This is a genomic window from Tabrizicola sp. (assembly GCF_030373185.1).
Taxonomy (GTDB): Bacteria; Pseudomonadota; Alphaproteobacteria; order Rhodobacterales; family Rhodobacteraceae; genus Tabrizicola.
Genome location: NZ_JAUCZH010000001.1, coordinates 712,591 through 725,705, shown reverse-complemented (window position 1 = coordinate 725,705; position 13,115 = coordinate 712,591). Strand labels below are relative to the sequence as shown.

General features: G+C 62.7%; 13 protein-coding genes and 1 tRNA gene. 8 read left to right on the top strand and 6 right to left on the bottom strand.

Translation table 11 applies throughout. From position 1 onward, the window contains the following. Nucleotides 1-11 precede the first annotated feature (11 nt). From QUV21_RS03530 to QUV21_RS03500, 7 genes are all read left to right on the top strand, one after another. Nucleotides 12-548: a sigma-70 family RNA polymerase sigma factor gene (locus QUV21_RS03530; RefSeq protein WP_300853157.1), complete on the top strand. Its 537-nt coding sequence runs from the start codon at nucleotides 12-14 to the stop codon at nucleotides 546-548. Beyond that, complete coding sequence (locus QUV21_RS03525; RefSeq protein ID WP_300853156.1) at nucleotides 545-1,210, top strand: anti-sigma factor; 666 nt, start codon at nucleotides 545-547, stop codon at nucleotides 1,208-1,210. The genes QUV21_RS03530 and QUV21_RS03525 overlap by 4 nt, the downstream gene beginning before the upstream one ends. A gap of 108 nt (nucleotides 1,211-1,318) precedes the next feature. Continuing rightward, complete coding sequence (locus tag QUV21_RS03520) at nucleotides 1,319-1,873, top strand: fasciclin domain-containing protein (RefSeq protein ID WP_300853155.1); 555 nt, start codon at nucleotides 1,319-1,321, stop codon at nucleotides 1,871-1,873. A gap of 255 nt (nucleotides 1,874-2,128) precedes the next feature. Beyond that, nucleotides 2,129-4,246: a VWA domain-containing protein gene (locus QUV21_RS03515; RefSeq protein ID WP_300853154.1), complete on the top strand. Its 2,118-nt coding sequence runs from the start codon at nucleotides 2,129-2,131 to the stop codon at nucleotides 4,244-4,246. Between the two features lie 68 nt (nucleotides 4,247-4,314). Next, a tRNA-Gly gene (locus QUV21_RS03510) sits at nucleotides 4,315-4,388 on the top strand. 150 nt (nucleotides 4,389-4,538) lie between these two features. After that, a complete protein-coding gene (locus QUV21_RS03505; protein ID WP_300853153.1) occupies nucleotides 4,539-4,853 on the top strand; it encodes a hypothetical protein in 315 nt (104 codons plus the stop codon). 58 nt (nucleotides 4,854-4,911) lie between these two features. Further along, nucleotides 4,912-5,265 (top strand): RidA family protein, encoded by a 354-nt coding sequence (locus QUV21_RS03500; RefSeq protein ID WP_300853152.1) that lies wholly within the window; start codon nucleotides 4,912-4,914, stop codon nucleotides 5,263-5,265. Nucleotides 5,266-5,361: 96 nt separating this feature from the next. On the opposite strand, the gene pgi is transcribed toward QUV21_RS03500, so the two are convergent. The 5 genes from pgi to QUV21_RS03475 all read right to left on the bottom strand — a co-directional run bounded on the left by pgi (nucleotide 5,362) and on the right by QUV21_RS03475 (nucleotide 10,568). Then, entirely contained in the window at nucleotides 5,362-6,960 is a 1,599-nt protein-coding gene (gene pgi / locus QUV21_RS03495) for a glucose-6-phosphate isomerase (RefSeq protein WP_300853485.1), read from the bottom strand. A 3-nt stretch (nucleotides 6,961-6,963) separates the two neighbouring features. Beyond that, nucleotides 6,964-7,635 (bottom strand): 6-phosphogluconolactonase, encoded by a 672-nt coding sequence (pgl, locus tag QUV21_RS03490; RefSeq protein ID WP_300853151.1) that lies wholly within the window; start codon nucleotides 7,633-7,635, stop codon nucleotides 6,964-6,966. Beyond that, nucleotides 7,632-9,086, bottom strand: a complete 1,455-nt coding sequence (gene zwf, locus QUV21_RS03485) for a glucose-6-phosphate dehydrogenase (protein WP_300853150.1) — start codon at nucleotides 9,084-9,086, stop codon at nucleotides 7,632-7,634. Before zwf ends, pgl begins: the two co-directional genes overlap by 4 nt. 106 nt (nucleotides 9,087-9,192) lie before the next feature. Beyond that, nucleotides 9,193-9,891: an MgtC/SapB family protein gene (locus tag QUV21_RS03480; RefSeq protein ID WP_300853149.1), complete on the bottom strand. Its 699-nt coding sequence runs from the start codon at nucleotides 9,889-9,891 to the stop codon at nucleotides 9,193-9,195. 92 nt (nucleotides 9,892-9,983) lie between these two features. Continuing rightward, on the bottom strand, nucleotides 9,984-10,568 hold the full coding sequence (locus QUV21_RS03475) for an HNH endonuclease (protein ID WP_300853148.1): 585 nt from the start codon (nucleotides 10,566-10,568) through the stop codon (nucleotides 9,984-9,986). Nucleotides 10,569-11,036: 468 nt separating this feature from the next. On the opposite strand from QUV21_RS03475, the gene QUV21_RS03470 reads away from it, so the two are divergent. Then, nucleotides 11,037-11,498 (top strand): transglycosylase SLT domain-containing protein, encoded by a 462-nt coding sequence (locus tag QUV21_RS03470; protein ID WP_300853147.1) that lies wholly within the window; start codon nucleotides 11,037-11,039, stop codon nucleotides 11,496-11,498. A gap of 13 nt (nucleotides 11,499-11,511) precedes the next feature. On the opposite strand, the gene QUV21_RS03465 is transcribed toward QUV21_RS03470, so the two are convergent. Beyond that, nucleotides 11,512-13,044 (bottom strand): trimethylamine methyltransferase family protein, encoded by a 1,533-nt coding sequence (locus QUV21_RS03465; protein WP_300853146.1) that lies wholly within the window; start codon nucleotides 13,042-13,044, stop codon nucleotides 11,512-11,514. Nucleotides 13,045-13,115: the final 71 nt, after the last annotated feature.

Below are 13,115 nucleotides of genomic sequence, written 5' to 3'. Positions count from 1 at the left end.
AACGTCGCCGAATGTCTGACGATCCTGTCGCTGATCTGATCACAAGATGCGCCGCTGCCGACCGTGCGGCGTTTCGAACGCTTTATCGTGACACCTCTGCGAAACTCATGGGCGTCCTCTTGCGTATCCTCAGGGAACGCTCTGGGGCGGAGGATGCCTTGCAGGAAGTCTATACACGGGTCTGGCTGCGCGCGGGACGCTATGATCCGGCGAAGGGCCGGGGCATGACATGGCTGATCGCCATTGCGCGCAACCTTGCCATTGACCGGCTCCGCGCCCGACCCGAAGCCAGCAGCGATGACGGCCTTGACATGGTGCAGGACAGCACCCCCCGGGCCGAAACCCGTCTGATCGCCATGGGCGAGGCGCGGCGGATGGCCGATTGCTTTGACACTCTGGAACCCGAGCGCGCGGATGCGGTGCGCGGGGCCTATCTGGCAGGACTTTCTTATATCGAACTTGCCGAACGCCATGCGGTGCCGCTCAATACCATGCGGACATGGTTGCGACGCAGCCTTCTGAAGCTGAAGGAGTGTCTCGACCAATGACCGATGCACCCCTGACCCCGGAAGAAACCGATGACGCGCTGGCCGCCGAATACGTGCTGGGCGTGCTGGATCTTGCCGAACGCAGCGCTTGCGAGGCGCGGATCAAGCGCGATGCCGACTTTGCCGCGCGGGTGGCCGCATGGGAAAGCCGGCTGGAAGGCCTGAATGACGATTACGCCGAGGCCCCTGCCCCGAACCTTTTGCCGGCAATCGAGGCGCGGCTCTTTCCGCCGGCCACCCGGCCCCGGACCGGGGCGCGGCTGGGCTTGATGGGCTGGCTGTCCGGCGCGGTGGTTGCCGCCTCGCTGGTGATCCTTTCGGTGGCAACCCTGACACCGCCGCAGTCTGCACTGGTCGCTGTTCTGGCAACGGCCGACGCGCGCCTGTCCTACGAGGTGCGCCACTTTGGCGGCACGCTGCAGGTGGAGCGGGTCGCCGGGATTCCGGCGGTGTCGGGTCAGGTGCATGAGCTTTGGGTCATCGCGCCCGGTGCCTCGCCAGTGTCGCTTGGTCTCTTGGCCGAGGCACCCTTGGTCGTGACCTATCCGGTGCCACCGCAAGGCTGGATGCTTGCCGTGTCGGTCGAACCTGCGGGCGGCTCTCCCACCGGTGTGCCGACCGGGCCGGTCATCCTGACGACGCTGGTCGGCAACGAGACCTGATCACGACAACGTGAGGCCGTGGCTGGTCTGAAACTTCGCCGCATCGATTTGCGTTCCTTCGGGTGTGAGACGGGATTGGCCCGTCCGAAACGCAAAGGGATGCCCAGGATGAAAACCTTGAAACTCGCCACAGCGATGCTGCTTCTGGCCTCTGGTGTGGCGCTGGCAGAAGCCCATGCCAACCCTATGGTTGGCGGCGCCCCGATGTTTGCTGACAAGAACATCGTTGAAGACGCGGTGAATTCGGCTGATCATACCACGCTGGTCGCGGCGGTGACGGCGGCGGGTCTTGCCGAAACCCTGATGGGCGAAGGCCCGTTCACCGTCTTTGCCCCCACGAATGACGCCTTTGCCAAGCTGCCGGCAGGTACCGTGGAAACGCTGCTTCTGCCGGAGAACAAGGACACGCTGGTCAAGATCCTGACCTGCCATGTCGTTGCCGCGAATGCGCTGTCTGGCGATATCATCGGGATGGTCGAGGCCGATGGTGGTGAATACAAGCTCGGCACCGTCGGCGGCTGCGACTTCGCCGTGATGGCCAAGGATGGCGCGGTGATGATCAAGGACGGTCAGGGCAATGTCGCCAATGTCACCATCGCCGATGTCCGCCAGTCAAACGGCGTGATCCATGTGATCGACACGGTGCTTCTGCCGGCGATGTGATCCCTTGTCACCGGTCGAAGGGCCGGGGCTGCGGGCATGGTCACTCATGCCTTGCGTCGTCCGGCCTGCCTGCCGGACCTGCGGGTTGCAGACCTAGTCCCCCATTTGGGATCTGCGGGTTCGGTCGGGTCTTCGGGCATCGCCCCGAAGGCCCGTTCCTGCTTCATTCCTGCCCCCAGCCCCCTGCCCGTTGTTGACCAAATCCAGCCCCGCACCTAACCTGCGCGTGTATTGCAGTCAGGCGGAGCAGATTTAATGCGTTTTCTTCAACCGATACTTGCCCTTGTTCTTGGACACTCCCTGCTGGCCGGACCCTTGGCGGCGGAAGGCAAGTCGATCATCGTCCTTGATGCCTCGGGGTCGATGTGGGGCCAGATTGACGGGCGCGCCAAGCTGGAAATCGCGCGTGAGGCACTGGGGTCGGTGCTTTCCGCGATACCTGCTGAAACCGAGATCGGCCTGATGGCCTATGGCCACCGCGAAAAGGGCAGCTGCACCGATATCGAACTGATCGTGCCGCCTGCTGCCGCGACCGCTGGCGCGATCACCGATGCCGCGAATACGTTGAAATTCCTTGGCAAGACGCCTCTGTCCGATGCCGTGCGCCGTGCGGCAGACGAATTGCGTTCGACAGAGGAGAAGGCGACCGTCATCCTGATTACCGATGGGATCGAAACCTGCGAGGCCGACCCCTGCGCCCTTGGCACCGAACTGGAGGCATCGGGCGTGGATTTTACCGCGCATGTTGTCGGCTTTGGCCTGACCGCTGCGGAAGGGGCCACCGTGGCTTGCCTTGCCCAGAACACTGGTGGCCTTTACATCGAGGCCAAGGATGCGGGCAGTCTGGTCGAGGCGCTGACAACGGTCGTCGTGGCAGAACCTGAACCGGAGCCGGCCCCGCCCGAACCGGTGATCCTTGCCGAAAATGTGGACCCTGTGCTGCACCTTGTCATCGGTGGCCCCGAACCGGAAGACGCGATCCTGATGGATGCCTATTTCGACTTCGTGGCCATCGGGTCTGATGGCACGCCGGGGTCGGATAGCGCTGCCACGATTTATGGCCGTTCGCTTGGCCAGTTGCCAGCGGGTCGCTATCTGATGCGGACGACGCTGCATTCCGTAACCGTGGAGCAAGAGGTCGAGATCGGTCCCGAGAGCGAAGTCTCCCGGCCTGTTGCGGTGCTGGACGCCGGCATCCTGCGCTTGCAGCTGGTCACCGAGGCCGGTGGCGAGCCCGAAGCGAATGCATTGTGGGAACTTTATGGTCCCGAAGGGCTCTACGATTCCGGCTACGGCCAGACCGTCCGCGTGTTCCCGGCTGGCGAGCATGAAATCACCGCCAAGCTGGAAGAAGTGACAGCGCGGCAAAGTGCGGTGATCACGGCGGGCGAAACGACGGATATGACCATCATCCTTGCCGGCGGTGTGCCGGTCTTTGCGGCCTACTATGCCGAAGGCGTGCCGATGGAGGGTGACCAATCCTTTGACGTCTACAGCGCGAAGGCCGGTCTTGATGGCAAGCGCCCCTACGTCCGCACCGATTACGGCGCAGGTTCCGCCCCGACCCTGCCACCGGGGGACTATGTCGTGATCGGTGGAGTCGGTGAAGCCAAGGTCGAAGTGCCGTTCACGGTCAAACCCGGCGAGCGTTTCGACGTTCCGGTGATCTTGAATGCAGGGATCGCCGTGATCAGCGCGCCCAATGCCTCGGCGCTGGAGCTTTATGCCGCCAAGATCGGACTCGATGGAAAACGTGCCTATATCCGCTCTGATTACGGGGATGTGATCCAGTATACCCTGCCCGCTGGCGACTACTACGCGACCGCCAAGGCCGGCGAGGCGACGGGTGACATAACCTTCACGGTCGCCGCTGCCGAACGGACCGAGGCCACCATTACCATCGCTGTGGGTCTGGCTGCTGTCAGCGCCCCGGGGGCTACCGCCTTGCAGGTCTATGACGCGAAGGTCGGGCTGGACGGCAAGCGCAAGGAAGTGCGCTTCAACTATGGCGAGACTGCCGATTACATGCTGCCGCCCGGAGATTATGTGATCGAGGCGCGGGCCGACAAGGCGCTTGCAGAGACCGCTTTCAGCGTCACGGATGGCACCCGGACAGAGGTGTCGGTGATCATCCCGCGCGGGGTGGCTGCAATCTCGGCCCCCGGCGCGCGTGAGATCACCATCTACCTGCCGCCCGACGGGCTGAACGGAAAGCGCGAGCGGATCAGTGGCGATTACGGCGAGGTTTCGCAGTCCACGCTGCCCCCCGGGGACTACATTGTGGTTACCGATTTCGGCAGCGATATCGAGGTTGAACAGCCCATCACTCTGGCCGACGGCCAGCGGCTTGAGATCGAGGTCGTCAGACCCTGATCGCAGAGCCTTCTGCGGGTCGGAACGTCTTGACGCCCGGCCCGCATTGGCATACCCCGATTTGCGCTGCGGGTGTAGCTCAATGGTAGAGCAGAAGCTTCCCAAGCTTACGACGAGGGTTCGATTCCCTTCACCCGCTCCAGCCCCCCATCACCGGATGAATCTGCCCCCGCTTTGCATCGGCGCGCTTGACCTGCGGGTTGCCGCTTTTGCAGATGGCTGCTACCAGATATTTACACTCAGGCAGGAACGATGCCTGACGTGGGGAATTCTTGTAAGAAGGTTCCAGCCGATGCGCGCCAGTATGGTTGCTGTCACTTTGTCCGTCCTTGCTCTGGGCGCATGCGCAAGTGATCCCGGCCCGGTTGAGCCCTATGCTTTCGTTGGCATCTGGGACTGCGGAGTTGCGACATTTGTCTTCACCAATACGTCCTACAACAACGGTTCAACCACCATTCCGATCCGCACGGCCACACAAAGTGGGCGCAATTTCATGCTTTACCTTGAAGGCGGCTCGAAGGTCGCGCTTGGTGCGGTGACCGCGACTGGCCTGACCTGGGTTTCCAGCGCGACCGGAGATCAGTTGAACTGTCGTCGTGTGAACTAGGCTTCCGTTCGGGCCGTCGACAGGCTAGCAGTCGTCGCGGAACATTCAGGAGGTTTTCATGAACAGCGATATCACCCGTTTCGGCACTGGCGCCCGCATGTCGGAGGCGGTGGCCTATAATGGCATCCTGTGGGTTGCCGGTCAGGTCGGCGAGCCCGGGGCATCGGTTGCGGACCAGACCCGTCAATGCCTGGCCGAGGTTGACCGCATTCTTGCCGAAGCCGGGACCGACAAGACCCGGATCCTGTCCGCACAGATCTGGCTGGCCGACATCGCCACCTTTGGCGAGATGAACGCGGTCTGGGACACCTGGGTTCCCCAAGGTCACACCCCGGCCCGTGCCACGGGGGAAGCGAAACTGGCGACGCCTGCCTACAAGGTCGAGGTCATTGTGACCGCTGCCTTGCGGTAATCGCCGCTGCTGGGGTTTCATACCCCCGCACCCACACCGAAGCAGCGGGGGTTTCACACCCCCGCACCCCCGTGGGATATTTCCGCAGAGAGGAAGTCAGCCGCGCAGGAAGGCGACCAGCGCTGCGGTTGATCCGTCCTTGCCATCTGTGCCTGTCTTGCCTTCCAGCACGGGTTGCAAGGCAAGCGCCAGTTCCTTGCCCAGCTCCACCCCCCATTGGTCATAGGAATTGAGGCCAAGGATCACGCCTTCGACAAACACCCGGTGTTCGTAAAGCGCCACGATCTGGCCAAGCGTGAAGGGGGTCAACTGGTCATAGGCCAGCACGGTCGAGGGGCGGTTGCCCGGAAAGACGCGGTGGCGGGCCTGTTTTTCCAGTTCGGTGCCGGTCAGGCCCTTCCTGGCCATGATGGCGCGCGCCTCATCGAGGCTGCGGCCGCGCAGGAGTGCCTCGGCCTGCGCCAGGCAGTTCGAGACAAGGAGGAGGTGCTGATGCGCGAGGTCTGGCTCATGCCCGCGCCGCGCCACCAGGAATTCGCAAGGCACGGGCCGGGTGCCCTGGTGGATCAACTGGTAAAAGGCATGCTGGCCGTTGGTGCCGGGTTCGCCCCAGACCACCGGGCCGGAGTGGGTGGCAAGATCGCTGCCGTCGATGGCGACGCGCTTGCCGTTTGATTCCATCTCAAGCTGTTGCAGATAAGCCGGCAGGCGGGCAAGGCGCTGGTCATAGGGCAGGACGGCGCGGGTGGCGTGGCCGCAGATCTGGTTGTGCCAGATGCCGACAAGGGCCAGCATCACCGGCATGTTCCGGGCGAAGGGGGCTTTCAGGAAATGGTCATCCATCGCCCGGCCACCGGCAAGGAAGTCGTCAAACGCCTCTGGCCCCACCGCGATCATCAGCGCAAGGCCGATTGGCCCCCACATCGAATAGCGCCCGCCAACCCAGTCTTCAAAGCCGAAAACCCGCTCAGGATCAATGCCGTAGGCGGCGGTCTTGTCACCGGCGGTCGAGACCGCGGCGAACTGGACGGCAGGGTTGGCGACCTTTGCTGCCATCCAGCGCTTTGCGGTGTCGGCGTTGGTCATTGTCTCGATGGTGGTAAAGGTCTTGGAGGCGACGATCACCAGCGTCGTTTCGGGGTTCAGGCCGCGCAGCGTGTCATGGATATGCGCGCCATCGACGTTGGACACAAAATGCACGCGCGGCCCGTCATGGAACGGCGTCAGCGCCAGCGTCGCCATCGCCGGGCCAAGATCCGACCCGCCGATTCCTATGTTCACCACATCGGTGATCTTGCCACCCTGCCCTTTATAGGCACCCGTCCGCACGTCACGGGCAAAACCGGCGCAAAGGTTGCGGATGCGGCGGACCTCGGGCAGCACATCCTTGCCATCGACGCGGATCTCCGCCTGATCCCCCGCACGCAGCGCCACGTGCAGCACCGCGCGGCCTTCGGTCAGGTTGATCTTTTCGCCCGAAACCATCGCCGCGCGCTTGTCGGCAACGCCTGAAGCTTCGGCCAGCGCGATCAGCGCCGCCTTGGATTGGCTGTCGATACTGGTCTTGGAATAGTCAAACAGCATCCCGTCGGCATGGACCGAGAAATCCGCGGCGCGGGTGTCATCGAACAGGCTCAGGATCGGCCGGTCGGCCGTGGCGGCCTGTTGCGCCTTCAGATCAGACCACTTGTCCATCATTCACTCCGCCCAATGCACGGTTGCGTTGTCAAGAACGGCGCGCACCGGCGCCTCGGTCGCGGGCAGGGTTTGCGCGCGTTCGAGGGCTGCGCGCTTTTCCGGGCCGGTAATCAGGATGTGGATGTTGAATGCCGCCTGAAGGACCGGAGCGGTCAGGGTGATGCGCGGCTCTCCGGCCGCTTCGGCGCGCAGAGCCATCAGGATCGGGGCGTTGGCGGACAGGGCCTCGTCCAGCTTGTCGGCACCGGGAAACAGTGACGCGGTGTGCATGTCTGCCCCCATGCCGAGGAGCAGGACCGAAATCGGCAGATGCGGGCGCACACCCTCGGACAGGGCGTCGAGCATGTCTTCGGGAGCATCCGCAGGCGCGTAAAGTGGCACCAGCCGGGCTTGGGCCGCGCGGCCCCGGATCAGGCGCTGGCGCACAAGCCGGGTGTTGGAGCGGTCGGAGTCTTCCGGCACCCAGCGTTCGTCGTTAAGGATTACCGCCACGTTTGCCCAGTCCAGTTCCACACCCGAAAGCGTGTCGAAGATCGGCCCGGGCGTGGTGCCGCCGGGGACTGACAAGGTGGCCTTGCCGTCGCGACGCAGAAACTCGCCCAGCTGCCCGGCGATCTTGTCGGCGAGCGAAAGCATCATCATTTCGCGGTCGGGATAGGTCTCGAAGTTCATTCCTTGATCTCCCGCCAGCGGCGCCCGTCGCGGTGCATCAGCATGAGCGCGTCTTCGGGGCCGGATGATCCGGGGTCATAGGTCTGCGGCTTGTCGCCGCGCGCTTCCCAGCCTTCGATGATCGGGTCGGTCCAGGCCCAGGCAGCCTCCACCTCATCGCCGCGCATGAAGAGGGTCTGGTTGCCACGGATCACGTCCATGATCAGGCGTTCATAGGCGTCCGGCACATCTTCAGCCTCATCGCCGATGGCATCGGCAAAGGACATGTCCAGCGGCACCTGCATCAGGCGCATGCCGCCCGGCCCCGGTTCCTTGATCATCACCATCAGGTTCATGCCCTCATTGGGCTGAAGCCGGATGACCAGCACGTTTTCATGCCAGCCCTTTGCGTCGTCAAAGATCGCATGCGGTGGCTGCTTGAAGGTGATCGCGATTTCGGACGCGCGGGCGCGCAGACGCTTGCCGGTGCGCAGATAGAACGGCACCCCCTGCCAGCGCCAGTTTGAAACCTGCACCTTCAGCGCGATGTAGCTTTCCGTCTTGGAGCCCGGGTTCTCACTATGCGTGACATAGCCCTTCTCTCCGGCCCCCGCGCCATATTGGCCGCGCACGATATCCGCGGGCTGCACCGGCTTCAGCGCCCGGATCACCTTGAGCTTTTCGTCCCGCACGGCGTCGGGGTCAAAGTGATAGGGCGGTTCCATCGCGATGAGGCACAAAAGCTGCATCATGTGGTTCTGCACCATGTCCCGCATCGCACCGGACTTGTCGTAATAGGCGCCACGGCCACTTACGCCGACGGTTTCCGCGACGGTGATCTGGACGTGGTCCACATATTCTGCCTTCCAAAGCGGCTCGAACAGGATATTGGCAAAGCGCACCGCCATCAGGTTCTGGACGGTTTCCTTGCCCAGATAATGGTCGATCCGGTAGATCTGCGCTTCGGTGAAGTGCTGTGCCAGAACCGCGTTCAGCGCCCTTGCGGAGGCAAGGTCACGCCCGAACGGCTTTTCCACGACAATCCTGCTCCATGCGTCGGCAATGCCGTGTTCATGCAGACGTTGGGCGATATCGCCAAAGAGGCTGGGTGCAACCGAGAAATAGAACGCGCGAACCACGTTTTCGCGCATCATCCCTTGCAACGCTGCCCAGCCGTTCGTGCCGGTGGCGTCAATCGGCACATAGCCGATACGGGCCAGAAACCCGTTGATCGCTTCGGGCTCTTGCCGCGCTGGCGGCACGAACTCCACAATGGCGGCGCGCACCTGATCGCGGAAGGCGTCCTCGGTCAGGTCGGCCCGGGCGGCGCCGATGATCCGGCTGTCGCCGGGCATCTGGCCCGCCTGAAAGCGGCGGTAAAGACCTGGCAGGATCTTGCGCCGTGCAAGGTCGCCGGTGGCTCCGAAGATCACCAGATCGAAGACGTCGACCGGAATGACACGCGATACCATGACTGTCTCCTCGGATCAGGCTGTGTTAGCGCTAACGGTGCCTCAATACAGACTGACCGCACGGATGTCTAGCATCGCGGGGCGGATCGGGAAACCTTTGCCGCGATCAGCCGTCCTCCAGTGCCTGCCAGCGCACGCGCATCAGGCCGGGTTCGGCGGCAATGCGCTGAATTGCCTGTTCCAGCGCCATATCGCCCACGCCTTCAGCCGTTACCGTTGCAGTCAGATCCAGCCCCCTTCCTGCCTCAGCGGGAGTGGCCCCGATCTCGGAAAGGTGCAAACCCCCAAGGGAAAGAGTTCGCAGGATCAGATTGCGCGCCTCTGATTCCTGCGCTTCGGCCACGGTAAGGATAACCCGGTAGGCCCGGAACACCGGCATGCCCGCGCGGGTATGTCGCTTCAACCATTTGACCAGCGGTCGCAGGCCAAGGTTCACGAAGACCACCATACCCGTCAGCAAAAGCGCATAATCCCAGGCCCCGGCCCCGGCCATCATTCCCACACCGGCGGAACACCACAAGGTTGCAGCCGTATTGAGCCCGTGAACGTTGAACCCGTCCCGAAAGATGATGCCGGCGCCTAGAAAGCCGATCCCGGATACAATCTGCGCTGCCACCCGGGTTGGGCTGACTTCGTCGGGGTAAAGCGCCGAAAATGTCACGAAACTGGCTGCCCCAAGTGCTACAAGCGCGTTGGTCCGAAGCCCGGCCATGCGCTGGCGAACCTGACGCTCGGATCCGATCAACGCCCCACAGGCCAAAGCCGTGAACAGGTTGAGCGCAGCAAATTCAAGCGCGATAACCAAGATGACCTCCGCGTAAGTTGCGGACATCGGATCACGCCCTTTCGGGAATGTAAACATAATGTAACGGTTTTATGACGGGTGCAGCCTTTAGCCTAAGCGTCCAGTTCCGCATCCCAGTAAAGGTAGTCCATCCAGCTTTCATGCAGATGGTTGGGCGGAAAGCGGCGGCCGTGCGCCTGCATTTCTTCCGCCGTTGGCGCCCGCGGACGACGGTTCAGATACATGCCCGCCTGTTTCAGGGATCTGGACCCTTTGCGAAGGTTGCACGGACTGCACGCAGCCACCACGTTTTCCCAACTGGTAATGCCGCCCCCGGACCGAGGCACGACATGATCGAAGGTCAGGTCACCCCTTGCCCCGCAGTACTGGCAGCAGAATTCGTCGCGCAGAAAAAGATTGAAGCGCGTGAATGCCACGCGCTTCTGGGGTTTGACGTAGTCTTTCAGCACGACGACCGAAGGTATCCGGAAGACCTGTCGCTGGCTGTGAACCACCTGATCGTATTCAGCAACGATCTGCACCCTTTCAAGGACCGCAGCCTTTATCGCCTCTTGCCAGGGCCAAAGGCTGAGCGGGTAGTAACTGAGTGGCCGATAATCCGCATTCAGCACCAAAGCCGGATAGTGCTTCAGTGCCGCGGGGTCGCGCACGAACTGGGTTCTGAAATCGCCGTCCATTCGTCAAAGACTCCACGCCTTGCCCGTTGCCGCACCGGCCACGAGGCGGGGGGAGCCCGCCCCGTCAACCGGAACTATATATGGCGTTTCCGCCTATGCAACCCCCTAGAGACTGCGACATTTAGGGGGTCTGCACCGCAGAGTTGCCGGAATTCGGTGACAGGGCCATGACAGTCATGGGGGGGCGACCGTATGTTCATGATGCGCCCAGCTTGCCCGGTTGTCACAAGTGTCCACGACAGGGAATTGTGCGGCGATCCATGCAGGCGGTCCGGCTGTCGTTCGGCCCGAACGGCCGTTCTTCATTTGCCATCCCTGAAACAGGAAGCGAACCTTGGGGCTGGCCGGCAAGACTTTGCCTCGCCAGCAATTTCCTGCGCGCCGCTTCCCGCCGGTTGCAGGTGCCAGCCCTTGCAAGCCAGCACCCTGCCCACGTATCAACGTGAAAATTCAGACGGAGCCCGCCGCATGCCCCTTTCCCGCCGCAGCCTTTTGGTCCTGACTGCAAGCGCCCTTGTCGCCGCCTGTTCGCGCCGCGATGCACCAGCCACCCGCAGCGATCTTTTCCCCGGCGAAACTGCCCAGATGCGCGCATTGATCCAAAGATCGGCCGCCGAACACAAGATCCCCGAAAGCCTTTTGCACCGCGTGATTCAACGCGAAAGCAATTACAATCCTGGCGCGCGCAACGGCCCTTATTACGGGCTGATGCAGATCCTGCCGCAGACCGCCCGCACCATGGGCTATCGCGGTGATCCCGAGGGCCTGCTCAATGCCGAGACAAACCTGCGCTACGCCGGTCGCTACCTGCGCGGTGCGTGGCTGGTGTCGCGCGGCAACGAAGCCGAGGCGGTCGCCTGGTATGCACGCGGCTATTACTACGAGGCCAAGCGACTTGGCCTTTTGGAAGAAACCGGCCTGCGGACCTGATGGAGGGTCCGCGTCAATACCAGGCGTCCACGGCCTCGGCCTTCTTGCGCGCCACGTAATCCTTCAACCCGTCGCGAATGCCGTCATCCAGCGCTGGTGGCTCATATTCCGCCAGACGCTTCTTCCAAAGCTTGTTCGCCCGGGTTGCGGCATCGGCGGACCCTGCCGCTTCCCATTTCTCGAAAGGCTCGTTGTCAGACAGGTCTGTGTCCCAGAACGCCGTCTCGTAGTGCTTCATGGTATGAGAGCAGCCGAAGAAATGGTTGCCCGGCCCAACCTCGGCGAAGGCTTCGACGGCCAGCTGGTCGTCATCAATCCTGATCCCGTCCAGATAGGCATGCAGCGCGCCGCACAGATCGGCGTCGAGCATGAATTTTTCATACGACATGGACAGAAGGCCGTCCAGAAAGCCTGCCGAGTGCAGGATGAAATTGGCGCCGCAATGAATTGCCGACAGCATCGACATCGTGCCTTCCATCATCGCCTGCCCGTCCGGCAGTTTCGAGGTGGTGAAGTTGCCCGCACAGCGCAACGGCAGGTTCAGCCGCCGGGCAAGCTGGCCAATGACCTGCGACCCGATCGCGGGTTCAGGCGTGCCAAAGGTCGGGCTGCCCGACCGCAAGGACATCGAGGACAGGAAGTTGCCGAAGATCACCGGCGCGCCCTTGCGTTCAAGCTGGGTCAGGGCGCAACCTGCCATCGTCTCGGCAAGGGATTGCACGATACCGCCCGCGTTCGTCACCGGACCCATCGCGCCGCCAAGAATGAACGGCACAATGACCGCCGCCTGATTGGCGCGCGCATAGGCGCGCAGCGATCTGGTCATGGTACCGTCCCAGACCAGAGGTGAATTGACGTTCACATTGCCAAGGATAACGCAATGGTCGTTCACAAACGCCTCACCAAACAGGATGCGGGCCATGTCGATACTGTCTTCACTACGTTCTTCGGCGGTCACGGACCCCATGAAGGGCCGGTCTGAAAGCTCGATATGGGCCATGACCATGTCCAGATGGCGCTTGTTCACCGGCACATCGGTCGGCTCACAGATCGTGCCGCCAGAGTGGTGGAAGTTCGGGCTGGACTGCGCCAGCTTGATGAAGTTGCAGAAATCATCCAGCGTGCCGAAGCGCCTGCCCCGGTCAAGGTCCATCACGAATGGGCTGCCATAGGCGGGGGCAAAGACCACATTCTTCCCGCCGATCCTGACCGAGTTTGCCGGGTTGCGGGCGTGCTGGGTGAATTCGGCCGGGGCTGTCTTGAGGATCTCTCGCAGCATGCCGGGCGGGAACTTGACCAGGAGGCCCTGCACATCGGCACCCGCGCGCTTCCAGTGATCAAGCGCAACCGGATCATCCCGAAACTCGATTCCGGTTTCGGCCAGAACCCGATCAGCCGCAGCTTCGATCCGCAGCAGGTTTTCCTCCGACAAGACGTCATAAGTCGGGATGTTGCGGACGATATAGGGTCGCCCGACCCCACCGCCCTTTTGCGCCCGTTCCGCTTGCCGCGCCTGCCGCCCGGACCGCACCCTGACCTCACTCATCGTCGCTCCTCCATCCCCGTCCCACGCCGAAACTCGACATGAGTGTCAGGTTTGTCGCAAACGGTGTGCCA

Bases quoted from the DNA above. Each gene is read 5' to 3' on its own strand.
- QUV21_RS03530 (WP_300853157.1), top strand. From the start codon at position 12: ATGTCTGACGATCCTGTCGCTGATCTGATCACAAGATGCGCCGCTGCC.
- QUV21_RS03525 (WP_300853156.1), top strand. From the start codon at position 545: ATGACCGATGCACCCCTGACCCCGGAAGAAACCGATGACGCGCTGGCC.
- QUV21_RS03520 (WP_300853155.1), top strand. From the start codon at position 1,319: ATGAAAACCTTGAAACTCGCCACAGCGATGCTGCTTCTGGCCTCTGGT.
- QUV21_RS03515 (WP_300853154.1), top strand. From the start codon at position 2,129: ATGCGTTTTCTTCAACCGATACTTGCCCTTGTTCTTGGACACTCCCTG.
- QUV21_RS03505 (WP_300853153.1), top strand. From the start codon at position 4,539: ATGCGCGCCAGTATGGTTGCTGTCACTTTGTCCGTCCTTGCTCTGGGC.
- QUV21_RS03500 (WP_300853152.1), top strand. From the start codon at position 4,912: ATGAACAGCGATATCACCCGTTTCGGCACTGGCGCCCGCATGTCGGAG.
- pgi (WP_300853485.1), bottom strand. From the start codon at position 6,960: ATGGACAAGTGGTCTGATCTGAAGGCGCAACAGGCCGCCACGGCCGAC.
- pgl (WP_300853151.1), bottom strand. From the start codon at position 7,635: ATGAACTTCGAGACCTATCCCGACCGCGAAATGATGATGCTTTCGCTC.
- zwf (WP_300853150.1), bottom strand. From the start codon at position 9,086: ATGGTATCGCGTGTCATTCCGGTCGACGTCTTCGATCTGGTGATCTTC.
- QUV21_RS03475 (WP_300853148.1), bottom strand. From the start codon at position 10,568: ATGGACGGCGATTTCAGAACCCAGTTCGTGCGCGACCCCGCGGCACTG.
- QUV21_RS03470 (WP_300853147.1), top strand. From the start codon at position 11,037: ATGCCCCTTTCCCGCCGCAGCCTTTTGGTCCTGACTGCAAGCGCCCTT.
- QUV21_RS03465 (WP_300853146.1), bottom strand. From the start codon at position 13,044: ATGAGTGAGGTCAGGGTGCGGTCCGGGCGGCAGGCGCGGCAAGCGGAA.